Genomic DNA, 25,747 nt, shown 5'->3' on the forward strand with positions numbered 1-25,747 from the left:
TCTCCCGCTTTAAATATTCAAGGAATGAATATGACCGTTGCATTGAAAAAACAACTTGATGAAAGCCTGCGCGATGCCTTGTTGGCGTTCTTCCTGAACAACGTTGCGCCCAACGACGAAACGACAAGAACACTCAAGACAGCTCAGCACCTCTACGAATACTGGTTCCTCGATGTGCTGGTCAGTCAGGATGTGCCCACCACCCCGGTGGCTTGCGCCATTGCCAGCCTGCAGCACTACATCAATTGCATCCTGATGAGCATGGAGCCCGGGTATGACGCCACAACCCTGACTCTGGAGCGGATGCAGACTTGGCGCAATGAGATGCACCAATACCCGATCTGGGCCGCGCATCAACAGTTACTTTACTTTCCAGCGACTTATCTGGAGCCAAGCCTGAGGAACAACAAGAGCGACAACTTCCAGCAGCTGGAAAATGATCTCAGTCAACACCGGATTCAACCCGACGCCGTTCAGTCGGCCGTTCTGGGCTATCTGACCCGGTTCGAAGAAGTCGCCAACCTGAACATCCTCAATGGCTATATCGATGGCGAAGACTTCGCCAACAGCACCTACTATTTCATCGCCAAATCCCGCTCCGAGAACACCTACTTCTGGCGTTCGCTGAACATGGCCCAACGCCCACTCGATGGCACACCGCCGCAACCGCCGGTCACCCCGCCCAAACTCGATCAACCCCTCCCGTACGCCTGGTCGGACTGGGAGAAAGCCGATGTGCCTATTCCAGACGACGCAATCGAACACACCATCCGCCCGGTATGGTTCAACAATCGACTGTTCATTATCTGGGCTCAGTGCATTCATCAGGACCCTGCTGCCGTCAACGTTGCTGTCACGCCATCTGGCGGAGAGAAAAACAACAGTAATCCTCAATTGCGCTTGAGCCTTTGCTACAGGAAAACCGATAAAACCTGGAGCTCCCCACGTATTTGCCTGCAAGGTTTTATTGAGGATAAAACACTGCGTGAAAAGCATCTGGACTCAATCAAGCCGTTGATAGGTACCATCGCCGTACATCACCAGAATGACTTGCAGGATTACCTCCTCATTGCCCTGTACGTCGAGAATTCACCTTCCTCCGAGTCTGAATTCACCTTTCTGAAAACAGTCAGCGTCGATAAAAACCTCGCTCTCACCCCCGGCATGCTCGCGCCTGGCGATATAAAAGAACAAAAACACAACATTCATTCCAAATTCGTGAAGGCGTTCTCCACACCATCCGACAAGAATTCACTTCAACTAAACATTCCTTTACAAGCAAACTCTTACGAATTAAAGAAACTTGGAACCCTCCCCGCGCCAATCAATAGAAAAGACATGACGAACGTGAGGCATCTAAATACTTACACTCCCCCAATCCCTATAATCGCTCACGCAAGCTATAAGCCAGCCACAGTAAAGGTCACACTGAGCATTAGTGGGAACAAGCCAACAAGCACTTTGACACTCCAAGACGCAGCAACAGGTGAATGGTCGTATCAATATGTTTTACTAGGACCGGAGGGTGAAACGACTTCTAATATCAACAATCAATCTCCCCTACAAGAAAGTCTACCGTACCAGCACATATTCACACTCAACGCCACGGACATCGGCGAAGAGGGCAAGGTCTTTCACTACGGCATAAAAATGTTTGATCGCCAAAAAAGGACTGAAAACGAGTTTTTCATTTTGGGAGCCATAGAACTGAAGTTGATCGGGGATGACGTCATTCCTCCCAAAATTGTTTGTGCGAACGCTGCACAGTTTCTCGACTTCTCAAACTCGACGATCTCACAAGGCGACAACAAAAAGGAGCCCCGCCAGCCGATAAAACTCAACACCGGGTTTGCCAGCGAAATGATTCACCGCACCGAGAACAGCCTGGATGAACTGTTCGCGTGGGAAACGCAGCATCTGCCAGAGCCACCAATCCCGAGGGACGTCCCCCACCAGATGGATTTTCACGGCCCTTATGGTCGTTACTTCACAGAGCTGTTCCTCTACCTGCCATGGCTGATCGCCCATCGATTGAACGCTGAACGCCAATACGACGAGGCAGAACGCTGGATCCGTTACCTATTCGATCCCGGACGCAAGCAGGATGCCGACCAACCCGCGCACTGGTGCGCCAAGCCTTTGACCGGTGACGCGCCACCCTTTTATTCCACTCAGGCCCCTCACGATCCACACCAGATTGCCCTCAGTCATCCCGTGCACTTTCGCAAAGCGTTGTACTTTCTGTACCTGGACATCCTGATCAACCGAGGCGACGCGGCGTACCGCGAGCTGACGTCCGATAGCCTTAGTGAAGCAAAGCTGTGGTATATGCGGGCGCTGGATCTGTTGGGGCCGCGTCCGGTCGTTCAACGGGTCGATCAGTGGTCGGCCATTAGCTTGCACACGTTGAGCGAGGCCCCCAGTGGAAGCCTGCGTACATTCGAAAACTCGCTGTCTCACCCAGACACCATCCACTCACTGCAACTACAAGAAGGCAATCCGCAGAAATCCTTGCCGCCTATCGATACCTCGCATTTGCATTTGCCGTTCAACCCGGATCTGCTCAAACGCTGGGACATTGCCGAAATTCGCCTGTACAACCTGCGGCATAACCTCGACATCACCGGCAAGCCATTGCACTTACCGTTATTCGCGGCGCCTCTGAACCCTCGCTCCTTACGCAGGGTCAATGCCCTGAACAGCTCGACCGGCGGAACTTTAGACTTACCGAACTCGAGGATTCCCCACTATCGCTTCAACGTCATCCATAGCCAGGCCCTGAATGCCGTCGAAAGCGTCAGCCAATTCGGCGCCACACTGCTGTCGCTGATCGAGCGCAAGGAGCAGGCTCAGTTACAGGAGCTACAACAGCAGCAGGCCTGGAATCTGGCGAAACTATCCGTCGACCTGCAAACCCAGGCACTGCGCATCGATCGTCAAAACCGCCAGGCACTATTGGCCAGCAAGGCAATCATCGAGGGTCGACTCAGCCACTACCAACAATTGCTGACGAATGATGTGACTCAAGAAGAAGCAGCAGCCAGTCAGCGGTACTTGAGCAGTGGCGCATCGGAGGTAGCGGCATCGGCCTCCCAGGTCGTCGCTGGCGGCATGATGATGACCCCTAACATCTTTGGCTTCAGCAATGGCGGCAGCCGCTGGGAAGGTGCGATGCACGCTGCCAGCGCGCTCGCTCAAGGCAATGCCATCGCGAACCGCACGGCGGCGAATCATCTCGACCGTATGGCGCAATTCAGTCGTCGCAGGGAAGAATGGAGCCTGAACCGTAACCAGGCAGAACGGGAACTGGCACAAATCGACGCGCAACTCGCACACTTTACCGAACAGGAAACCGCCACTCGTCTGCAACTTCGCCTGGCTGAAACAACACTGAACCAGGCCAAGGCCAACTACGACTTACTCAGCAAACGCTTTACCAAAGCGCAGGTCTACCAATGGCTCAACAGCCAATTTGCCACGATGTACTACCAGGCCTATGACGTAGCCCTGGGAATGTGCCTGGCGGCCGAGGCCTGTTGGCAATACGAGATTGCCGATTTCACCGCACGGTTTATTCAGCCGGGGGCCTGGAGTGCAACCTATCGTGGGCTTGGAGCGGGCGAGCAATTGAAACTGAGTCTGTTGAGGATGCAGGCCGCGTATTTGGAGCGTAACGGGCGAGAGCTGGAAATTCGTAAAACCGTATCGCTGCGTCAACTCAAGGACAAGGACAAGGACAAGGACAGCACAATCAATAAAGATTGGACCAGCATTCAAACTGACCTGAAGAAAGGCGTCTGCGATTTCGAGCTGACCCACAAGACGTTCGAGGACGACTACAAAAACCAGAATCATTACCTGCTACGCATCAAAACGATCAGCGTGTCCTTGCCGGCCCTCCTTGGCCCCTATGAAAACGTCCGGGCAACGCTGACCCAGACCTCCAGCAAGGTTTACTTCTCTCCCGGCGACCAAACGCAGCCCATAGAAGACTTGCGCGCAAATCAACAGATCGCGCTCTCTACCGGATTCGACGATAACGGTTTGTTCACCCTGAACTTCAACGATGAACGCTACCTGCCCTTCGAATACACCGGGGCCATCTCCACATGGCGTTTGACCTTCCCGAACCCCGAAGCGCAGCAAGCCATGTTGGACTCACTGACCGACATCATCGTGCACGTGAGCTACACGGCCAGAGCAGCCGGAGGTTCGCAATGAGCGAACAAATAGCATTGCCTGTTATCGCGCCGTCACTACCCAAGGGTGGCGGTGCCATCCAGAGCATTGGCAAAGGATGGGGGGCCATCGGCGCCCACGGCGCAGCCTCTTATGAGATTGCCTTGCCGATTTCACCGGGTCGCGGATTTGCACCCTCCTTGTCACTCAGCTACGGCAGTTCGGTCGGCAACAGTATGTTTGGCATCGGCTGGGGGGTGTCATTGCCCACTGTTGCGCGACGCACCAGCAAGGGTGTACCAGCCTATGCTGAGGATGACGAAATTGTCGGCCCCAGCGGTGTTGTGTGGCTGCCCGAGCGCGATCAAAAGGGCGTCATCACCTCAACCCGCGTCGATCGTTACAACGGGCAGGAACTGGGTACAACCTATACTGTTGTGCGCCACTTCCCGAGAATCGAAAGCAGCTTCGACCGGATTGAACATTGGTCCTCGGAGAGCGACAAACCGGGTTTTTGGTTGGTGCACGGTGCCGATGGCAGCCTTCATCTATACGGAAAAAATCCGGCATCGCGTCGTGCCGATCCCCAGGACACGAGCCGTGTAGGCGAATGGTTGCTAGAGGAGAGTCTGAACCCACACGGCGAGCACATCCTTTACCAGTACAAGGCAGAAGATGACCGCGATGGCGCCAAGGCCCAGCGTTACTTGAGCCATGTGAGCTACGGCAACTTCAAGGCCGATGCAAACCTTTACTTATGGCAAGCAGACCGGCTGAAGCCTGTGCAATGGCATTTCGAGTTGGTATTCGACTACGGCGAACGGAGTACCGAGTACGAACACAAACCTCTATATGAAGGCCAACAGTGGCAAACCCGTAGCGACGCGTTTTCCAGTTTCGCCTACGGTTTTGAATTACGTACCGAACGCCTGTGTCGCCAGATTCTGATGTTTCACCGCTTTCCTGATGAGTTGGGCACCGCCCCCGCTCTGGTCCGACGCCTGCTGCTCGATTACCGCCAGACGCCTCTGGGTTACCACCATCTGAGCGCGGCCCATGACCAGGCGTTTGGCAACTCGACAACCGCCGATAACCGTCCCCCCGTTGAATTCAGCTACATCGAGTTCAAGCTCCTGCCTGATACCCACGCCTGGCAGCGCTTTCAGAACATGCCGGGGCTCAACGACGGCCAAGGTTATCAACTGGTGGACTTGTACGGCGAGGGCCTGCCGGGCGTGCTCTATCGAGGTAACGCAGGCTGGTATTACCGCGAACCCATGCGAGCCAGAGCCAAAAGCAATGAAGTGGCTTACGATCAGTGGCGAGCGTTACCCAACATTCCCGTTGCCGACACTGCAAAACCTGTGCGCCAGTCGCTGAGCGACCTCACGGGCGATGGTCGGCTGGACTGGATCATTGCTCAGCCGGGGCTGAGTGGTTTTTTCTCCCTCGGCCCCGACCGGGAGTGGTCGGATTTCGCCACGTTCAATGCCTTCCCCGTGGAGTTTTTCAATCCGCAAGGGCAGTTGGCCGATCTGATGGGCGAAGGGCTCAGCGATCTGACGCTGATAGGCCCACGCAGTGTTCGCCTGTACGCCAATCAACGGCAGAACGGTTTTGCAACCGCCCGCGAAGTGACTCGTAAAGAGGATGAAGACGCCCTTCCTGTACTCACCTCTTCGTCCTCCGAACTGGTGGCCTTCAGCGATATCCTGGGCAGTGGTCAACAGCACCTGGTACGTATTCGTCACAACGAAGTGAAGTGCTGGCCAAACTTGGGTCGTGGACGCTTCGGTAAAGGCATCGTGCTGGGCTCTCCTGGCCTTGCATACGAAACATTCGACGCCTCGCGAATCCGTCTGGCGGACCTGGACGGCTCTGGCGCCGCCGACCTGATTTATCTGGAAGCGGATCAGGCGCGGATCTTCATGAACCGCAGCGGCAATGGTTTCGCCCCTTCAGTGGCCCTGCCATGGCCGGAAGGTATGCGCTACGACCGTTTCTGCCAGGTGAGCATCGCCGACTTGCAAGGACTCGGCTGTTCCAGCCTGATTCTGAGCGTGCTGCACATGACACCCCGTCATTGGCGCTACGACTTCGTCAGAGCAAAACCGTATTTACTCACCCGCACCAATAACAATATGGGCGCCGCCGGCAGCATCAGCTACCGCAGCTCGGCGCAGGAATGGCTGGATGAAAAAGCGGAGAAAATCAAAGCCGACAAGCCCCGCACCTGTCATGTGCCAATGGCCCTGCATCTGGTATCGAAACAGACCCAACTCGACGAGATTACCGGCAATCGTCTGACTCAGAGCTTCTCTTACCGCCAAGGCTACTACGACGGCATCGAGCGGGAATTTCGCGGCTTCGGCCTGTTGCTGCAAACCGACAGTGAAACCAACCCCGATGATGCCGATTCGCAAGGTTTCACCACGCCATGCCAGACAAAGAGCTGGTTCCACACCGGGCAAGCAGTGGACCTGCCTCGTACCGATTATCACCCTGCTGACAAAGAAGCCGAAGCGCTGGGCAAGGCACTGCTTTGCCAATACCAGCCAGAGCTGAAGAACGACACACGCATCACGTCCCCAGACACGGCAACAACCCTCGAAATGGCCCGCGCCCTGAGCGGTCAATTACTGCGCAGCGAGATCTTCGGAGTCGATAAACGCCTGAAGACCAGAACGCTTTATTCGGTTCAGGAAAACCGCTATCGGGTACGTTTGCTACAAACACCTGAGGGTAATCGACGCTATGCCCGGATGTTGCCACTGCTGCTGGAGTCCATCCGTTATCAGTACGAAGGCATTGCCGATGATCCGCAATGCCGGCACACCCTCAATCTGCAGCACGACCTGTTCGGCACACTGACCCACAGCGTGAACGTCCATTACGCCCGACGTAAAACCGGCAGCGATATCCCGCCGTTCAGCGATGCCGACCAGCAACAATGGTGGCGCGACGCTCATGATCCGGCACAACAGTTCTACTACCTGAACGAAAGCCTTGCCGAATTCATTCATCTGGATAGCGCCCAAGGATGGCGGCTGGGTCTGCCTTATCGCCAGCGTACCAATGCGTTGAAGCGACCCAAGGCGCCCGAGGCCGGAGGGCTGACCACAAAGGATATGACTTACGAAAAGCTCATCGAACTCGTCAAACAAACCGCCTGGACGACCCAACACGTCCTCACCGGACTGTCCGTGCAACGCTACAAAAACACCTCAACCGCAGAAACCCTGCCGGACGGCGTCGCCCACTTCGAAGCCCTGGCCGACCATCTGGAAACCGCCGAGCTGGACGAAACAGCCCTGAAAGCCTTCGACGTGTTGTCGCAAGCGGCTCGCCCCAAGGAAAGACTGCTCGAACGAAGTGGCTATCACCGTATGAACGATTTCCTTCCCGTAGCCACGTCTCCCAGAAAACTCTGGTCTGTCAAAAGCGGTTTCTCGACCTACGCCGCACTGAAGGGTTTTTACAAGACACAGACCCTGCGGTTGAGCAAAAGCCATGGTGTGACCGAGGTCAGCTACGACAACTATCACTGTCTCATCACCGCGCTCAAACTGCCCGATGGTTGTGTCACCAAGGCTACCTACGATTACCGCTCATTCCAGCCCCGGTGCATCACTGACCCGAACGGGAACATTCAAGAAGGGCTCTATGATGGTTTCGGCCAAGTGCTGGCCACCAGCATTTACAGCAACAAGAGCAATACGCTCATAGGTTTCAAACCTATCGCTCAATACAAACGTCCGGAGTTCACCAGCCCGACCGAAGCGATCAACAATGCAAAGGGTGCTCTGCTGGACGCCGCCAATGCCATCTACTACGCGCCATTTAGCTGGATGGGGCGCGTCTCGGACGCAGCTCTGAAGGACCGCGACTGGCTGATGCGCTGCGTGGCCAACGGTGATGTGCTGCCAAGCGGATACATCTGCGCTTCGGTCCGCAGGCGCCTGGCAGGCCTTAAAACATTATTGGCCGATGAAGCGAAACTGAAAACCGAACTCGCAACCTCGGCCCGTGAGCCGATACACATCGCCACCTTGGTCGCTGATCGCTACCCCAATGACAACCAGAGACAAATCCGCATTACCGTCACCTGCTGCGATGGCTTCGGACGAACACTGCAAAGTAAGCAACAAGTCGAATCGGGTACGGCCTACGTCGTCAACGCCAAGGGAGAACTGACCCTCGAGGACGGAACACCGAAGGAGCTGACCGCAGCAAAGCGCTGGCGTATCAGCGAACGGGTGGAATACAACAACAAGGGATTGGCGATCCGGACCTACCGCCCTTACTTCGCCGATCAGCATGACTACATCAACGATGTGTCCTTGCGACAGTTCGGCCATTGCGATCTGCAGTTTTACGATGCGTTGGGGCGCCCTACGCGTACACGTCTGGCAAAACAAAATGGCCTTTCCTATATGCGGCGGCAAACCCGCCACCCCTGGTACACCCTGGACGAGGACGAGAACGATACGCTGGAAGAGGTCATGTCCGAACGACTCCCGACAACCGGAGGTGAGGCATGAGCGCACGCCTTCACTGCAAGACACCGACGATCAACGTAGTCGACAGCCGAGACCTGACGGTCCGGCATGTCGCTTATTGGCGTAGTGACGCAGCCAAGGCTGCGCAGGCGCGCATTACCCGTCAGCAGTACGATACTGCCGGACGCCAGATTGCGCAGTGGGATCCGCGACTGTTTGCCGAAACGCAGAAGGCCAATCTGACGACCCTCTACAGCCTGTCCGGCAAACCACTGCGGGTAGACAGCGTTGACGCCGGGTGGCGACTGAACCTGCCTGGGGACGCCGGACAGACACTTCGCAACTGGGACCAGCGAGGCAATCATTGGCGAACGACCTTCGATAATCAACTACGGCCAATCACGATCCAGGAAGAGTCACCGGGACAGCCGGCACGCATCATCGAACGCTTCAGTTACGGCGACAACTCGAAAGATTCAGCCGCACTCAATCGATGTGGCTTGTTGATTCAACACGACGACGAAGCAGGCACCCTGCTTATCGACGAATACGCCCTTGGTGGTAAACCCTCGCGTCAGACACGCCACTTTTTGTTGAGCGCCTTAGACTGGCCAGCAGAGGAACACAGCCGAAACCTCTCACTAGAAACAGGTGATGGCTACAAAACGCAATGGCACTACGACGCAACGGGCGAGGTCATCCGGCAGGTGGATGCCGGTCAACACCAACAGCGCTTTTCCTTTGATGTTGCAGGCCGACTCAAAACCGTGAGCCTGAAACTCAAAGATACCGAAATCGAAAATACCCTGGTGAAGGATCTCGTTTACAACGCCTTCGGCCAGGTTGAATCGCAGACCGCAGGCAACAACGTCATCAGCCGCGCGGTGTTCGATCCTGCCAGCGGTCGATTGACCTCGATGACTGCCTCCGTATCGAACCGCACCTTGCAGTCGCTGCACTACAGCTATGACGCGGTGGGTAATGTGACGAAAATCGAGGACAAAGCTCAGCCCGTGCAGTTTGGCAGCAACCAGAGAGTCGAAGCCATCAGCAAACTCACCTATGACAGCCTCTACCAATTGACCAGTGCAACCGGACGAGACGCGGCAGGAACAACCACTGCCCCCTATTTTCCTGCGCTCGGCATTACACCCATCGATACCCGGCAACTGTTCAATTTCACCCAACACTACACATACGACGCTGGCGGTAACCTGACCGAACTGCGCCATGTGCGGGATCGCAACAATTACACCCGAACTTTTAACGTGGCAAATCTCAGTAATCGTCTGGCGTCTTGGCGCCAGGGCTCTGAATTGCCCGGCACTGCTACAACCTTCGATGACAACGGCAATCTGCAAGACTTGCAATCGGGCCAGTTGCTGCAATGGAATGCACGCAATCAACTTACCGGCGTGGTGCTGGTCAAGCGTGAGGATGGCCCTGACGACCATGAACGTTATGACTATGACGGCAGTGGTCAGCGTCTTCGCAAAACGACCACCACCCAGGGTGCATCGATCACTCACACCCGAGAGGTCCGTTATTTACCGGGCATCGAAATCCGTACCCGAGGGAAAGAGCGGCTGGAAGTCATAACAGTGCAAGCCGGACGTGGCAGCGTTCGTTGCCTGCACTGGACCGAAGGCCAGCCCTCAGGTATTCCTGCAGATCAACTGCGCTATAGCCTTGACGACCATTTGGGTTCCAGCTCACTGGAACTTGATGGCAATGCTGACTTGATCAGTCAGGAGAGCTACTTCCCATTTGGCGGAACGGCATGGACAGCGTCTCGCTCGAAGGTGGAAGCCGATTACCGCACCATTCGATATTCCGGAAAAGAACGCGATGCCAGTGGCCTCTACTACTACGGACACCGGTATTACGCACCGTGGTTGCAGCGGTGGATCAACCCTGATCCGGCGGGGACGGTCGACGGGTTGAACCTGTATTGCATGGTTGGGAACAACCCCGTCAGATTTACTGATGCGCAAGGTCTGAACAGATCAGACCGTCTGGACTATCTCGATCTGGCAGAACTGAAACTCGACAAGGTAGTGGGATATAGAGAAGGGATGTCTCGTGAAAACTTCGTTGATGTAGCCCGCTGGCAAATCCCTATCGTCAAGAGGCAATACAATAACTTCACCATGGAAACGACCAGAATAATCAGCGAGGCCGGGGCCAACAAAAAGAAAACATTCAATCAGTTGAGTGCATTGGAGAAATCGAAAGAATGGAAGTATCCCGAACCTGTGAGATTTTCAAATCCCGTCTATACATCAGCCTCGCTGGATAAACATACCGCGCTCTCTGGTATCACGAATGAACACCATGACCATCCATTCACCGGATTTCACAACCTTCCTGGAAGCTTAAGCCCCAAGAGCCTGTTTCCCGGCGTCACCCTGAATGAATCAATAGGGAATAAGGAAGACACTTACCGAGTATCAAGTATTCCGGCGTTTATGAATGGCATTCAAAAAGCTTATTTTGCCGCCGATATGCGGCTCCACGTGTTCCTGACCAAACGGATCATTCGTCACGTGACGCGTCACCAGGAAATCCCCGTAAGTGCAGGAATAGCGGGTCTACATGCCGAAGTTGTCGCGGCCAATGTCTGGCTACAGGGAGGTCCGCGTACCAGTCATCACCATCAACGACTGTCACAAGCCTTTATTTACACGGCACGTATGCAAAAACGTGGTCGAGGCTCGGACTTCCCTGCCTGCTTCAATTGCAGTGGAATTCTGCCTCCTTTCATCAACATCGTCACGGGACGAAAAACTAAGTCCTACTGACCCCCCGCATTTGTACAAAACGATATCAATGCCAGCTTCTCTCAAACACTAATCGCATTGGTAAACACCAACCGATTCCCAAACGGATCACTGATGGTCATGTCCTGGCTCCCCCAGGGCATGGCCTGAATCTGTGGACGAGCAAAAGCATACTCCTTGGCCAACAATTGCTGCTGGAACGCCTCCAGTTCATCGGTCTCAATGCGCAACGCCGAGCCCGGTGTGCTGTCACCGTGATGTTCGGACAGGTGCAGCACACATTCGCCAAGGGAGATTTGCAGGTACAGCGGGAAATTTTTTTCGAAGCGATGCTGCCAGTCGATCTTGAACCCCAGGAAGTCGACGTAGAACTCCAATGCCTTGGTTTCATCGAAAATCCGCAGGATCGGGGTAGTTTTGCCCAAGCTCATGGAGTTGCTCCCAGATTGAGAAGGCCCAGAGTGTAGCTGGGCTGGATGTCAGCGCTTCGGCTTGGGAGCGGCTTTCTTTAATCGCAATGTGCCACCATGAGACATGGATCAATGAAAGTAATTTTCGTGGAGAGATATGGGATGTCGTGCAGAGGTATGGCAGGTCGTGAGTGATGGAAATTGGCCAGGGGACTTTCATCCCCCGACGCTGACCGTCCCACGCTCGGCGTAGGAACGATCACTGATCGATTTCAGTCGTGATGCTCGCTGGCGCGTTTGAGCAGTTTCTTGCAGCGTTCGGACAAATGCAGCACGCGTAGCTGCTTGCCAGCCTTGGTGTAGCGCTCGCGCAATGTCCTCAGCGCAGCGATGGCAGAGTAGTCGACGAAGCTCAGGTGGCGACAATCAAGGGTCACCTGCGCCGGGTCGTTGGCGGGATCGAACTGGTTGAGGAATGGCGTGGTAGAGGCGAAAAACAATGTGCCGTGCAGGCGGTAGAGTTTGCTGCCGTCGCTTTCCTGATAGCTGTCGGCATACAACTCGCGAGCCTGTTGCCAGGCGAAGTTGAGCGCCGCAATGATGATCCCGCACAACACGGCGATGGCCAGATCGGTGAACACCGTAATCACCGTGACCGCGATGATCACCAGGACATCGTTCAGCGGCACCTTGTTGATCACACGCAATGAGGCCCAGGCGAAGGTTTGCTGCGACACCACGAACATCACCCCGACCAGTGCGGCCAGCGGAATGCGCTCGATCAGCGGCGAAAGGAACAGCACAAACAGCAGAATCATAATCCCGGCCACTGCACCGGACAGCCGACCGCGACCACCCGAGCTGAGGTTGATCATGGTTTGCCCGATCATGGCGCAGCCGCCCATGCCACCGAACACGCCAGAAACCATGTTGGCAGCACCCAATGCCACGCACTCACGATCCGGGTAGCCACGGCTCTCGGTGATCTCGTCGGTCAGGTTCAGGGTCAGCAGGGTTTCCAGCAGACCGACCAACGCCATCAATATCGCGTAAGGGGCGATGATGCGCAGGGTTTCCAGGCTCCAGGGGATGTCTGGCAGTGCGAAGCCCGGCAAACTGCCGGCAATGTGCGCCATGTCGCCCAAGGTGCGGGTCGGCAGGCCGAGCAGATAAACCGCCAGCCCAACGCCCAGAATCGCCACCAGTGCTGGCGGCACGGCACGCGTCAGGCGCGGCATCAAATAAACGATGGCCATCGTCAGCGCCACCAGCCCGACCATCATGTACAGCGGCGCACCACTCAACCAGCCGTCACCGCTCTTGAAGTGCTCCAACTGGGCCAGGGCAATGACAATCGCCAGGCCGTTGACGAAGCCGAGCATTACCGGGTGCGGCACCATGCGCACCAGTTTGCCCAGCCTCAACAAACCGAACGCCAGCATGATCAACCCGCCCAGCAGCACAGTCGCCAGCAAGTACTGCACGCCGTGCTGCACCACCAGCGCGACGATCACCACAGCCATCGATCCGGCGGCACCGGACACCATCCCCGGCCGCCCGCCAAACAGCGCAGTCAGGGTGCAGATGATGAAAGCGCCGTAAAGCCCCATCAATGGATTGAGGTGGGCCACCAGCGCGAAGGCGATGCATTCGGGCATCAGTGCGAAAGAGGTCGTGAGTCCGGCCAGGACATCGGCGCGCAGACGTTTGGGTTTCATGGCTTACCTAAAAAGACAGGCGGGAGAAGAGAGGGCGGATGTTACGGAATTGAGGGCGGGCCGACCAGTGAATGGGGCGCCGGAAACGCTTTCGCGAGCAAGCCCGCTCCCACATGGGCCCTGTGTCGTTCCCATCATCGTGAATCGACGCAAGTCCACTGTGGGAGCGGGCTCGCTCGCGAAGAACGATGACGCAATCTCCGAATCAGCCCTTGAAATCCGCAATCGCGTAAGCCGCCAATTTGCCCTGGATGAAGTCCAGGAAGCACTGAATCCGCAGGGCGAGTTGCGAGTTGCGGTAGTACACCGCGTTGATCGGTTGGCGATATCCGCTGTTGAATTCCGCCAGCAGCACCTGCAAGCGACCGGCGCGGATGTCGTCGATGGTCATGAAGTGCGACAGGCAGGCGATGCCCTGCCCTGCCAGCGCCAGGTGCCGGATCGTCTCGCCGCTGGACGCATTGATCGACGCCTGGATCGGCCAGCGATCACCGTGGACATAGCGCAATGGCCATTGGTTGAGGCCTTCATTGTGGGTAAAGCCCAGCAGCTTGTGCTCGGTCAAATCCTCGACAGCGCTCGGTATGCCGTGTTGTTCCAGATAAGCCGGGCTGGCGACGATGTGCAGCGGGCTGCAACCCAGGGAGCGGGCGTGCAAGGTCGAGTCGGCCAGCGTGCCGATGCGGATGGCGATGTCGGTGCTTTGTTCGAGCAGGTCGATGATCAGGTCATTGCTGTTGAGTTCGAGCTGGATGTCCGGGTAGAGACGGCGGAACTCATCGATGTACGGCACGATGGCGTGCAGCATGAATGGCGAGGCAGCATTGATTCGCAGACGTCCGGAGGGGGTTTGCTGGCGTGAGGACAGGCGCTCTTCGAGCTCGTCCATTTGATCGAGAATCAGCTTGGCGTGCTCGAAGAAGTACTTGCCCTCCTCGGTCAGGTCCATGCGTCGCGTGGTGCGGTTGATCAGCGTGGTATCGAGCTTGGCCTCCAGTCGCGACAGCGTGCGGCTGACCGCCGACGGCGTTTGCCCGACCTGTTCGGCCGCAGCTGAAATCGACCCGCACTCAATCACGCAGACGAAAATCTGCAACTCATCGGATCTGGCTTTCACGTGTGTCCTCATTCGCTAATCGGCGTGGCCTGCGATCTTTCCTGCCTTTGCGACGGATACTAGCCGGAAAACTCAGGCCGGTAAGCCAAACACCTCGCTCAAGTGCTGCTCATAGCGCGCCACATCGGCTTCGATGTTCGGGCGCTTCATTACATCGACGCACAGAAAGGTAGGCAAACCGGTCATGCCAAGGAAGGTATTGGCCTTGTGGAACGGGAAGTACACCGCATCCACGCCTTTGGCTTCGAAGAAGTCGGTCGGGTCGTCGAAGGCTTGTTGCGGCGCGTTCCAGGTCAGCGACAGCATATATTTTTTACCGTGCAACAAACCGCCGCTGCCGTACTTCTGCGACGCGTCGGAACGCGTGCGGCCATCGCTGGCGTAAAGGCTGCCGTGGCCTTCGGTGAAGACTTCATCGACGTACTTCTTGACGGTCCAGGGGGCGCCCATCCACCAACCGGGCATCTGATAAATGATCACGTCGGCCCAGAGGAATTTGGCGACTTCCTCCGCGACGTCGTACCCCTCGTCGATAAACGTGGCTTTTACATCCACACCGCCGCGATCCAGCACGCTCAGCGCCGCTTCATGCAACGTCGTGTTGTAGCGGCCATCGGAGTGGGCAAATTTTTTGCCGCCATTGAGCAACAGGACTTTTTTCATGGGAGAAATCTCGCAAGGTTGAAATTCGATGGCGGCAGAGTAGCGATCGACCTCGCGTGGAATAAGCCCTCATTCAGCAAAATTCATTTGACCAATACGCACGAATCGGCAGGCGATTATTGCCATAAACTTGTGCCGATTCTGACTTTCAAGGAAAACCTGATGAGCGAACTGCATGGCTTCATCCTGCACGCCAAGACCCGCCCGGAAAAATCCGCGGCCTTCGAAGCGTTGTTCCGTGCTTATGTCGAACCAAGTCGCGCCGAACCCGGTTGCATCGAGTACCACATGCTGCGCGACAAACAGGACCCGACGCTGTTTATCTTCTACGAGATCTGGCAATCCCAGGCTCATCTGGATACGCACTCGAACCTGCCGCACATGAAGCAGTTCCTCGACCAGCGCATGGAGTTTCTGGAACGGGATTTCGATATCCGGCCGATCGAGATGCTCAGCGCGTCGTCCGCTAGCCGCTGATCAGCAAGTGGCCACCGAGCATACCAAGGCCGATGAAGAATACGCGCTTGAACAACACGGCGCTGATCCGCTGGCGCAGCCATTGCCCCAGCAACATGCCGAGCACTGCCGGAATCAGCGCCAGCAGCGATGCACTCAACTCGCCTCCGCCGAGGGCGCCGCGCCATAACAGCCCGGCGGCCAACGCGAGGGTCGAGACGGTGAATGACAGGCCCAGCGCCTGCACCAGTTCATCCTTGCTCAAGCCCAGCGCTTGCAGATAAGGCACCGCCGGAATCACGAAGACGCCGGTGGCCGAAGTGATGACGCCCGTCAGCACACCGCAGAGCGGACCGAGCCAACGCGCGGTGCGACCGCCGACGCGCAAGGTCGGCAGGAACAACCCGCTCAAGGCGTATATCAACAATGCCGCCCCCAGCCCCCGCACAACCCAGTGTCCACCGGCCATGCCGATCCACAGAGTACCGGCACCCGTGCCGATGAAAATCGCCAGCAGCATCGGCCACAACCGGTTCAACAGCCCGCGCAAATGACCGCCGAATGCCAGTTGCCAGACGTTGGTCAGCGTCGCGGGAATAATCAGCAACGCCGCAGCCTGCGACGGTGCCATAGCCAGACCGAGCAAGCCCATGGCGATGGTCGGCAGGCCGAGGCCGATCACGCCTTTGATCATCCCGGCCAGCAGGAAGGTGGTGATAACCAATAAAGACAGGGCCAGACCCAGATTCTGGTAGAACGCGGCGAGTGTATTCATGGGGCTATGCTGAGCCCTGAAGGTTGCCTTGAAAATCTGCCATATACTGAGGCTGCCTCTTGATTTGGTAGAGGCTAAAGTTTTCGTTGCGGCTGATGACGTCTTCGCGGGCAAGCCCGCTCCCACAGGGATCGAATGCGGACACAAGAAGTCGGAACACCCGAGATCCATTGTGGGAGCGGGCTTGCTCGCGAAAGCGTCCGCCCAGACAACCAACCTCCCGAGGCTGTAACGATGCACTTCGACCTGACCGACCTGCGCCTCTACCTGAACATCCTCGACACCGGCAACATCACCGCCGGCGCCGCCCGCAGCCATCTGTCACTGGCGGCGGCGAGTGCGCGAATCCGCGCCATGGAAGCTTCACTGGGCATCGAGTTTCTAGAGCGAGGTCGCCGCGGTGTCAGCCCGACGCCTGCCGGCCGGGCCCTGGCGCAGCACGCCCGAGTTCTTTTGCAACAGGCCGAGCGCATGCAGCAGGACCTGGCCGAATACGCCAAAGGGGTCAAAGGCCAGGTGCGGTTGTTGTGCAATACCACAGCGATCACCGAGTACCTGCCGGAGTTGCTGGCAGACTTTCTGCGCGACCATCCGAACCTCGACATCGACCTCCAAGAGTTGCCCAGCGCGCGCATCACCCACGCCTTGCGCCAAGGTGCGGCGGACCTGGGCATCGTGTCCGACGCCGTGGATGCCGACGGCCTTCAGACCCGCTATTTCCGTGACGACCCACTGGTGCTGATCCTGCCACGGGATCATCCCTTGGCCGACAGCGAACCATTAAGTTTCAGCGCCACCTTGCGCCATGATTACGTCGGCCTGAACGCCAACAGCGCCTTGGCCGTGTACCTGGAAGAACAAGCCCTGCACAGCGGCTTACGGATGCAGGTCCGCATTCGTGCCGATGGCTTCGATGGCGTGATGCGCATGGTCGCCCGAGGTGCCGGGCTGGCGATCGTGCCCTTGGCGGCGGTCGAACGCTGGCCGACTGAAACACCGTTCAAAAGCATCGAACTGAAAGAGCCGTGGGCGCGACGCAAACTGTTGCTGTGCGCCCGGGACTTCGCCGTGCTACCCGGTTATGCCCAGGCCTTGCTGAACGCCTTGACCTCCCCTGAGGGGCAGGCTTTACCCTTGAAGTTTCATCTTCAGGGACAGTTACGATGAGCCAGCAAACCGCCCGTTAGAGGGGCCTTGAAGACGCGCTCATGCACGCCCCTTTTCAGAAAAAATAAGCATAAGGAATAGCTTGCATGGTACGACTACATACGTACTATAGCTTCGAAGCCGAACGTGTCGTTCAGTACCCGCCACCCTGCGGCGACGGCGGGCAAGGAAGAACGGATCAGCTCCAATAACCTACAAGGAATGAGGGGACGCTATGGTTGATTCAACTGAGTTTCGTAATGCGATGGCGATGCTGGGAAGTGCGGTCACCATTGTGACAACGGATGGCCCCGCGGGCCGTTTTGGCTTTACCGCTTCGGCGGTGTGCAGCGTGACGGACTCACCGCCCACACTGCTGGTCTGCGTGAACCGCTCCTCGTCCAATCATGAGCATTTCAAAACCAATGGGGTGCTCTGTGTGAATGTGCTGACGGGAAATCATCAATCAACATCCGGGGCGTTCGCCAATCGTCATCTGTCCATGCAGGAACGCTTTTCCAGTGTGAACTGCGAAACCCTGGTGACCGGTTCGCCAGCCATCGATGAAGCGCTGGTCAATCTCGACTGCCGCATCAGCAAGATTGACGAAGTGGGTACTCACAGCATTTTTTACTGTGAAATTCTCAAGCTCAAACACAGCGAGGCCAAGGAAGGCCTGGTCTACTTCAATCGCAATTACTACCGCCTCAACGACGAACTGCGATTGGCGCCCGATCAGTAACCGCTGCCTGCCCGGCATTGATGACAGCCGTCGTGTGCCTGGACGTCGGCCTGTCCAATACCGGGTCATCACAGGGATGAGAACATGTTATTCAATGAAGAAAACTTCGCGGATATAGACCTTAACTTGATCATTACTTTTCTGGTGTTGTTCCGGGAGCGAAGTGTTACCCGCACGGCTGAACGCCTGCATGTCAAACAACCCGCCATCAGCGGATCGTTATCGCGCTTGCGCAAAAAGTTCGATGACCCGTTGTTCCTGCGCACCTCCAATACCATGCGCCCCACCTCGAAAGCAGAAAAACTGGCGCTGGCCCTCACCCCGGCGATCAGTCAAATAGAAGCGGTGATTTGCCGCTGACAAAGAACGCCAAAACCCCTTGGTCGGATGAACGATCAGGGGTTGTTCCGGACTCAACGGTCGAACGCTGAGAGGATATGAAAAAATAAGGGATCGGAAGATGCGTGACTTCAGCTCGATTGCCGAGCCTGATCCTGACTAAACCCGCGCCCAAAAGGCCGGTAGAAAGCACTCACTGACCAGCAAGGCAGAGCCGTTGCGCGTGAAGCGCGAGCGCCTGGCCAGCAATCGTTTGGCCTGAGGGGCGAAACGATAGGACAGCGCTGCCAGCGGCGCGCCGGGGGACAGCAAAGTGCACTGGAAGGGTTCACGCAGGGTTTGGTCCGACGTATAGAGGATCTCGGCCAATGGCCGGCCACCGTATTCGTTCAGCTCCGACCAATCGGCGCTCAGGGCCGGTACGCTGGTCAGGCTGCGCGCCGTGACACAGGGTTCACCATCGAGCTTCATGACCACTTCACGCACCCAACCGGTCGACGCCGCCGGCACGTCCAAAGCCTCTGCCTCGTCAGGGTTGAGCGGCCCGTGGGACTGCTCGATCACTTCGATGGAGTAATTGCCCATCGCCTTCAAACGAGGGGTCAACGCGCCCGGTAAAAACAGCCAGTGATGTTCGGGATCAGTTAATTCCGACAACGGTCGCGACGACCAATAATGACTTGTCCCCATACTCTCACCTCCCTGGTGATCGTGAACTCAATGGTTGCAGTGAAGGGCTCTGCCCTTCACTTGCCGTGTACTCCTGAAACTCAAGCCTCGGCGTCTTCGTTCACTTCATGCTTGCTGATCACTTCGACGGTTTGCTCATCGAACTTGACCGCTGTGAGCAGTGAATCGAGCAGCCCTGGAAAACGCTGGTCCATGTCTTCGCGGCGCAGAGACAACAGGTTTTCCCGACCATATGGCCGTTGCCAAATCAGACCGCTGTCACGCAGGACCCGCCAGTGATGCGTCATTGTCGATTTCGACGCCCCTTTGAGAATCCGCCCGCACGGGTGCTCCTGGCCATCGGCCAACACCTTCAATACGGTCAGGCGCAACGGGCTACCCAGTGCGGACAGAACATTCTCTAATAAGATCTGGTCCTGATTAGGGTGATTTGCAACGTTCATAGGTAGGTACCTTTGATGATATAGGCGGGAGGTGTCTTACTAGGATTCGTCTATACGAGAACAGTAAAACTATACACAAAAAGTACACCCCCGCGATAACCACCCCGGGCACTACAGCACCTTGAACCCTGCAATCCCCCCGTTGGTTTTTACTGCACTTCACGCTCCTGGAAGCCGCCGCCCAAGGCCGCCATCAACGAAATCGAACTGTCGATGTGTTTGCTGTTGAGGAAGGCCAGGCGCATCTCGTCCTGAATCAATTGTTGCTCAATGTTTAACGCATCCAGGAACGTATCTTCACCGGCCTTGTACCGGGACTGAGAAAGATCGTAGGACGACTGGGCAATGGCACAGGCCTCTTGCTGCACTGCAATCTGCTGTTCGAAAGAGCGCAGTTGCGTGACCGAAATCGCCACTTCATGCAGGGCCGAGGTCAGTACCTGGTTGTAGTGAGCAATCGAAATATCCAGTTCGGCATTGCCGGCCTTGAGGTCGGAGCGCAAGCGCCCGGCATCGAAAATCGGCAGGGAAACGGCCGGGGCGATGTTCCAGAACTTGCTGACGCTGGCCAGCAATGCATCCCCGGACAAAGCGTGAGTCCCCGCCGAGGCCACCAGGTTGATGTTGGGATAAAACGTAGTCTTGAGCGCATCGATATTTTTGTTCTCGGCTTCGACCCGCCAGCGCGCCGCCACGATATCTGGCCGACGCCCGACCAGTTGCGCCGGCAACTGAGCGGGCAGCGCCACCACACTGGCTTGCAGGCTTGAAGGACGGTCGATGCTTTGCGCGCGATCCACGCCCTTGCCGACCAAGGCCGACAGTTGCAACCGGGCGATTTCGATGTCATCCAGCGCGCCGATCAAGGTCGACTCCGAGCGCGCCTTGAGGCTTTGCACCTGCTTCAACTGCGACAGGTTATCCAGCCCCGAGTCATAGCGTGAGCCCGAGAGTTCCACCAGTTTGCTCAACCGCGCGAGATCCCGCCGATTGAGCTCCGACACCTGCCAGGCGTAGGCCAGTTGGTTGTAGGCCTTGACCACGTTGACCGTCAGAATCAGCCTCGACGATTGCAAGTCGACTTCGGCCGCCATGGCACTGTTGAGTGCCGATTCCCAGGCTGCCCGCTGTCCACCCCACAGGTCAAAGGTGTAGTTGAAATTGACCGCAAGCGATCGGGCGGTGACGTAGTTCCGGCCCTCTCCGCTGTAGTCCTCATACCGGGACAGTCGGGCACGGGTGACGCCCGCCGAAGCATTGACTTCGGGGTAGCGCTCGGCCTCGCGCAAATCCAGAAATGCATTGGCCTTGGCGACCCGTGCCGACACTTCCTGCAGGTCCGGGTTGCTGGCATAGGCCTCTTCGATCAATGCGCCCAGTCGCGGGTCACCCAAAGACGTCCACCAGTCGGCACGAGGCCAGTTGGCGGGCGGCAGTGTGTCTTGCAGCGTTTTGGAGTGCAGATCGTCAACCGACAACAAGCTGCCCTGATGATCGATCCCGGCATAGTTCACACAGCCTGCCGCCAATGCGATGGAAACAGCCAGCGGCGCCAGCATCAAGCGCGTAATCCGATACATACAACATCCTCACATGATGGGTTGCAGCGCACTGACCACAGTGGCTTCAGGCGCGTGGGCTGGCTGTTTGATCGAGCTCAACAAGGTGTAAACCGAGGGCAGGATAAACAGCGTGAACAGCGTACCGATCAGCATGCCCACCACAATCACCAGGCCCAGCCCGAAGCGGCTGTTGGCGCCGGCACCGCTGGCGAACAACAGGGGAGCAAGCCCCACCACCATCGCAGCAGTGGTCATGAGAATCGGCCGCAGGCGAACCTGCGCGGCATGTTGAATCGCCTGCACCCGGTCCATGCCTTGCTTGCGCTGCAATTCATTGGCGAACGCGACCATCAGAATGCCGTGCTTACTGATCAATCCGATCAAGGTGATGAGGCCGATTTGCGTGTAGATGTTCAGCGAGGTCATCCCCAGCGCCAGCGGTACCAGCGCCCCACAAATCGACAGCGGTACGCTGATCAGAATGATGAACGGATCGCGGAAGCTCTCGTATTGCACGCTCAGCACCAGGTAAATGATCACCAGCGCCAGACCGAAGGTGAACGCCAGGCTGTTGCCTTCCTGCACGTACTGCCGGGCGTCGGACTGCCAGTCGAAACTGAAGCCGGCCGGGAACCCTTCCGATTGCTTTTGCAGGAACCCCACGGCATCGCCCAGGGTCACGCCCGGTGCCGGAATGGCCTGGAACGTGGCGGAGTTCTGCTGGTTGAACTGGGTCAAGCGATTGGGCTCGACTTTCATGCTGAGCGTGGCCAGTGTCGATAACGGCACCGGATTGCCCTTCTGGTCTTTTACGTAATACAGCTTGAGGGTTTCAGGGGTGAGCCGGTCCGAGGAAATCGACTGCGGAATCACGTCGTAGGAGCGACCGTGAAAGGAGAACCGATTGACGTATTTCTCACCGATCAAACTGTTGAGGGTCTCACCGATATCCTGCATGCGAATGCCCAGGGCGTTGGCCTTGGCGCGATCGATCTGGATTTCCACCACCGGGTTATTGAAGTCCAGGTCGCTGTCGACCACGGCAAACAAACCGCTGGCTTGGGCTGCCTGCTTGAGCTGATCCATCACGTTGAACAACGCCAGGTAATCCTGATCACTGCGGATCACCATTTGCACCGGTAACCCACCGGTGGAACCCGGCAAGGGCGGCATCTGGAACACGAAGATGCTGGTGCCTTCGATCTCGTTGACCCGCGCCTGCAAATCGGGCTGGATCGTGTTGGCGTCGCGACCACGCTTGTCCCAGTCCACCAGGTTGATCCCGCCGACGCTGTTGGATAGCCCATCGGAACCGTTGGCCACCCAGTTGCTGTAGCCCTCGGGAATCTGGTTGAACGTCTCGTAGAGCTTGTGAGCGTACGCTTCAAGATAATTGAGGTTGGCATGCTGCGGTGCCTTGATGGCCGTCAGCAGAATGTTCTGATCTTCCAGCGGCGCCAGTTCGGTTTGTGCCGAGCGGTACAGAAACGGCAGGCTGAAAAAGATCACCAAAGCCACGCTGAGGCTGATCCAGCGCCGTGCAAGCGAGCCGCCCAGCAACGCGCCATAGCGACTGGCCAGGTACTGGAAGAAACGGTCGGCCTTGACGGCCATGAAGCCTTCGCTGCTTTTGGCGTCCAGCAGACGGGTGCTCATGATCGGCGACAACGTCAACGCAACGATGCCGGAGATAACCACGGCCCCTGCCAGGGTCAGCGCGAACTCCTTGAACAGTGTGCCGGTCAGCCCTCCCATCAAACCGATAGGCGCGTACACCGCCGCCAGGGTGAACGTCATCGCGACCACCGGCCCGGCCACTTCCCGAGCACCGATCAACGCCGCATCGAATGGGGATTTGCCTTCCTCGATGTGGCGGTGCACGTTCTCCACCACTACGATCGCATCGTCCACCACCAGGCCGATGGCCAGAACCATCGCCAGCAACGTCAGCAGGTTCAGACTGAAGCCGAACATCTGCATCAACATCGCGGCGCCGAGCATCGACAGCGGAATGGTCACCAACGGAATCAGCACGGTGCGGAACGTACCCAGGCACAGGTAAATCACCAGGACCACGATCACCAAAGCTTCCAACAGCGTGTAAGACACTTCATCAATCGAGGATTGAATGAAGTGCGCCACTTCGAACGGAATTTGTACCGTCACACCCGGCGGCAGAGTTTCCTGGATCTGCGGCAACAGTTCCCGTACGCGCTTGACGATCACCAGCGGGTTGCCGGTCGGTGCGGCGTCCAGGCCGAGGAACAGCGCCGGCACATCACTCATCGAACCACTGGTATCGGTTGAAGCGGCATTGAGCTCGACAGTCCCGACATCCCGCACGCGGATGATGCGGCCATTGTCGTTGCGCAGCACCATGTCGCGGAAATCTTCAACACTGTTCAGGTCGGTGTTGACCCGCAAGTTGCTGACCACATACAAGCCCTTGACCTGCCCCGGGGCGGCCTGGAAGTTGTTGCCTTCGATCGCCTTCGACACGTCCTGGCCGGTCATTCCATAGCCCGCCAGGCGTTGCGGATCCAGCCACAGGCGCATGGAGAGTTTCTGCTCGCCCATGATGTTGATTTTGGCCACGCCTTCGATGCCGGCGAACATCGGTTCGACGACACGGGAAATGTAATCGGACATCTCCGGAATGGTCAGGTTGGAACTGGCGAACGCCACGTACGCCACACTGGTAAAACCACCCGAGGTGCGTTCCACCACCGGGTCATAGGCATCCTTGGGCAAGCGGTATTTGATCTGATTGACCTTGGCCATGACCTCGGTCAGCGCGGAGATGGAATCACTGTTGAGTGCCATCCGGATCGTCACTTGGCTACGGCCCTGGGTCGACGCCGAAGACAGGTAATCGATGCCCTCCACCGAGGCCACCGCCTGGCTGATCGGTTGTGTCACAAAGCCCTGCATCAACTCCGACGAGGCGCCCGGGTATTGAGTGGTGACCGTGATGGTCGAAGTTTCCAGCATCGGATACTGGCGGATCGGCAGGTTCAGCAACGCACGCACGCCGAACAGCAGGATCAGCGTACTGACCACCACTGCGAGCACGGGGCGGCGGAGAAAGATGTCGGTGAATTTCATTTTTCCAACCCAGTGGTGAGGTTAAGGCCAACCGTGTCCGGCACACCTTCCACAGCCACTCCGTCATGGAGTTTCAACTGACCGGAAGTCACCACCTGCACGCCTTCGTTCAAACCTTTGTCGACAACCGCCCAGCCATCGCGGCGCTCACCGACTTTGATGCTCTCGCGCTTGACCTTCTGCACCCCCAAGTCATCCGTGTACACGGAGAAGACGCTTTCGCCGTAGGCGTTGTAGGTGATGGCCGTCTCCGGAATCACCAGCTCGGAAGTCTGCGGCAACGTGACCGAGACCCGGGCATACATGCCTGGGCGCAGCAGTTTTTTCGTGTCAGTGATCACCGCCTGGACGTTGATGGTGTGGGACTGATTGATCTGTGGATCGACCGCCACAATCTTTCCCTGAAACTTCACATCCGCCCAGGCATCGACTTTCGCCTGCACGGTTTGGCCGAGCTGTACGCGGGAGCCATCGCGCTCGGCCAGGGTAAAGTTGACCCGCAGCACACCGGGGTCGGTCAGGGTCGCGACAGCGCCGCCGGCCTCCAGGTATTGACCCAGATGCGCCTGACGAATCCCCAGGGTGCCAGCGAACGGCGCACGAATATGACGCTGGGCGATTTGCGCCTGCATGCGCTCCATGTCGCCTTTGGCCGCGTCATATTGAGCGCGGGCACTGTCAAAGGCCCGACGGCTCTCGGCACCGGTTTTCGCCAGTTCCTGCACCCGGGCGAATTGCGCCTTGGCCGATTCGAACTCGCCCTTCAGGCGAACCAGTTCACCTTGCTCCGGTGCGTCGTTGAGCGTGAGCAGAACCTGCCCCGCCGCCACTTGATCACCGGACTCAAAGTCGATGTCCACGACCTTGCCACTGACTTCAGCCGACACCAGCACCTGGCGCTGAGCCTCAAGCTTGCCGATGGCTTCCAGGTAATAGGTGTAGGGCTGCTTCTTGACCTGCGCCAAACCGACCTTGGTACTGGGTATCCGTTGTTCGGCCGAGACCGGGGCGGGCCACCAGAAACGCCAACCGAAAGCACTGCCAATAATAATAACCAGCAGAACAAACACCAGTGATTTAACTTTATTTCGAGCAAGCATGTGGCACTCCCTTGACTCTCTAC

At 57.2% G+C, this 25,747-nt stretch carries 17 protein-coding genes; 7 read left to right on the top strand and 10 right to left on the bottom strand.

Annotation, left to right across the window (positions count from 1 at the left end):
- The first annotated feature begins 30 nt into the window (after positions 1–30).
- The 3 genes from AC1RQB_RS05145 to AC1RQB_RS05155 are packed head-to-tail and all read left to right on the top strand — an operon-like array spanning position 31 to position 11,479.
- The gene (locus tag AC1RQB_RS05145) at positions 31–4,221 is read left to right on the top strand and encodes a Tc toxin subunit A-related protein (protein WP_063341605.1); all 4,191 of its coding nucleotides are present in this window, start codon (positions 31–33) and stop codon (positions 4,219–4,221) included.
- Positions 4,218–8,720 carry a SpvB/TcaC N-terminal domain-containing protein gene (locus AC1RQB_RS05150; RefSeq protein ID WP_063341606.1) on the top strand — a complete coding sequence of 1,501 codons (4,503 nt, stop codon included), beginning with the start codon at positions 4,218–4,220 and terminating at the stop codon, positions 8,718–8,720. Before AC1RQB_RS05145 ends, AC1RQB_RS05150 begins: the two co-directional genes overlap by 4 nt.
- Entirely contained in the window at positions 8,717–11,479 is a 2,763-nt protein-coding gene (locus tag AC1RQB_RS05155) for an RHS repeat-associated core domain-containing protein (RefSeq protein ID WP_063341607.1), read from the top strand. The genes AC1RQB_RS05150 and AC1RQB_RS05155 overlap by 4 nt, the downstream gene beginning before the upstream one ends.
- Before the next feature lie 41 nt (positions 11,480–11,520).
- Here AC1RQB_RS05155 and AC1RQB_RS05160 read toward each other — a convergent pair whose 3' ends face one another.
- The 4 genes from AC1RQB_RS05160 to mdaB form a co-directional block, all read right to left on the bottom strand.
- Positions 11,521–11,889: a glyoxalase superfamily protein gene (locus AC1RQB_RS05160; RefSeq protein WP_063341608.1), complete on the bottom strand. Its 369-nt coding sequence runs from the start codon at positions 11,887–11,889 to the stop codon at positions 11,521–11,523.
- A gap of 251 nt (positions 11,890–12,140) precedes the next feature.
- Positions 12,141–13,586, bottom strand: a complete 1,446-nt coding sequence (locus tag AC1RQB_RS05165) for a SulP family inorganic anion transporter (RefSeq protein ID WP_063341609.1) — start codon at positions 13,584–13,586, stop codon at positions 12,141–12,143.
- Between the two features lie 205 nt (positions 13,587–13,791).
- Entirely contained in the window at positions 13,792–14,703 is a 912-nt protein-coding gene (locus tag AC1RQB_RS05170; RefSeq protein ID WP_063341610.1) for a LysR family transcriptional regulator, read from the bottom strand.
- A gap of 72 nt (positions 14,704–14,775) precedes the next feature.
- Positions 14,776–15,366 carry an NADPH:quinone oxidoreductase MdaB gene (gene mdaB / locus AC1RQB_RS05175; protein ID WP_063341611.1) on the bottom strand — a complete coding sequence of 197 codons (591 nt, stop codon included), beginning with the start codon at positions 15,364–15,366 and terminating at the stop codon, positions 14,776–14,778.
- Between the two features lie 162 nt (positions 15,367–15,528).
- Here mdaB and AC1RQB_RS05180 point away from each other — a divergent pair, with 162 nt between their 5' ends.
- On the top strand, positions 15,529–15,843 hold the full coding sequence (locus AC1RQB_RS05180) for a putative quinol monooxygenase (RefSeq protein WP_063343899.1): 315 nt from the start codon (positions 15,529–15,531) through the stop codon (positions 15,841–15,843).
- On the opposite strand, the gene AC1RQB_RS05185 is transcribed toward AC1RQB_RS05180, so the two are convergent.
- Positions 15,833–16,597 carry a sulfite exporter TauE/SafE family protein gene (locus AC1RQB_RS05185; RefSeq protein WP_063341612.1) on the bottom strand — a complete coding sequence of 255 codons (765 nt, stop codon included), beginning with the start codon at positions 16,595–16,597 and terminating at the stop codon, positions 15,833–15,835. The two genes, AC1RQB_RS05180 and AC1RQB_RS05185, sit on opposite strands and share 11 nt — an antisense overlap.
- A 234-nt stretch (positions 16,598–16,831) precedes the next feature.
- Here AC1RQB_RS05185 and AC1RQB_RS05190 point away from each other — a divergent pair, with 234 nt between their 5' ends.
- The 3 genes from AC1RQB_RS05190 to AC1RQB_RS05200 all read left to right on the top strand — a co-directional run bounded on the left by AC1RQB_RS05190 (position 16,832) and on the right by AC1RQB_RS05200 (position 18,845).
- On the top strand, positions 16,832–17,764 hold the full coding sequence (locus AC1RQB_RS05190; protein ID WP_063341614.1) for a LysR substrate-binding domain-containing protein: 933 nt from the start codon (positions 16,832–16,834) through the stop codon (positions 17,762–17,764).
- A 214-nt stretch (positions 17,765–17,978) separates the two neighbouring features.
- The gene (locus AC1RQB_RS05195; RefSeq protein ID WP_063341615.1) at positions 17,979–18,485 is read left to right on the top strand and encodes a flavin reductase; all 507 of its coding nucleotides are present in this window, start codon (positions 17,979–17,981) and stop codon (positions 18,483–18,485) included.
- A gap of 84 nt (positions 18,486–18,569) precedes the next feature.
- Positions 18,570–18,845, top strand: coding sequence for a helix-turn-helix domain-containing protein (locus tag AC1RQB_RS05200; RefSeq protein WP_063341616.1), 276 nt, complete (start codon positions 18,570–18,572; stop codon positions 18,843–18,845).
- A gap of 138 nt (positions 18,846–18,983) precedes the next feature.
- Here AC1RQB_RS05200 and AC1RQB_RS05205 read toward each other — a convergent pair whose 3' ends face one another.
- The 5 genes from AC1RQB_RS05205 to AC1RQB_RS05225 all read right to left on the bottom strand — a co-directional run bounded on the left by AC1RQB_RS05205 (position 18,984) and on the right by AC1RQB_RS05225 (position 25,724).
- Positions 18,984–19,514 (bottom strand): chorismate--pyruvate lyase family protein, encoded by a 531-nt coding sequence (locus AC1RQB_RS05205; protein WP_063341617.1) that lies wholly within the window; start codon positions 19,512–19,514, stop codon positions 18,984–18,986.
- A gap of 80 nt (positions 19,515–19,594) precedes the next feature.
- Positions 19,595–19,957, bottom strand: coding sequence for an ArsR/SmtB family transcription factor (locus tag AC1RQB_RS05210; RefSeq protein ID WP_008067485.1), 363 nt, complete (start codon positions 19,955–19,957; stop codon positions 19,595–19,597).
- Between the two features lie 149 nt (positions 19,958–20,106).
- Positions 20,107–21,537 (bottom strand): efflux transporter outer membrane subunit, encoded by a 1,431-nt coding sequence (locus AC1RQB_RS05215; RefSeq protein WP_063341618.1) that lies wholly within the window; start codon positions 21,535–21,537, stop codon positions 20,107–20,109.
- A gap of 9 nt (positions 21,538–21,546) precedes the next feature.
- A complete protein-coding gene (locus AC1RQB_RS05220) occupies positions 21,547–24,624 on the bottom strand; it encodes a MexW/MexI family multidrug efflux RND transporter permease subunit (protein ID WP_063341619.1) in 3,078 nt (1,025 codons plus the stop codon).
- Positions 24,621–25,724 carry an efflux RND transporter periplasmic adaptor subunit gene (locus tag AC1RQB_RS05225; RefSeq protein ID WP_008067488.1) on the bottom strand — a complete coding sequence of 368 codons (1,104 nt, stop codon included), beginning with the start codon at positions 25,722–25,724 and terminating at the stop codon, positions 24,621–24,623. Before AC1RQB_RS05225 ends, AC1RQB_RS05220 begins: the two co-directional genes overlap by 4 nt.
- Positions 25,725–25,747 lie beyond the last annotated feature (23 nt).

The organism is Pseudomonas sp. GW822-FHT02E03 (assembly GCF_058802325.1).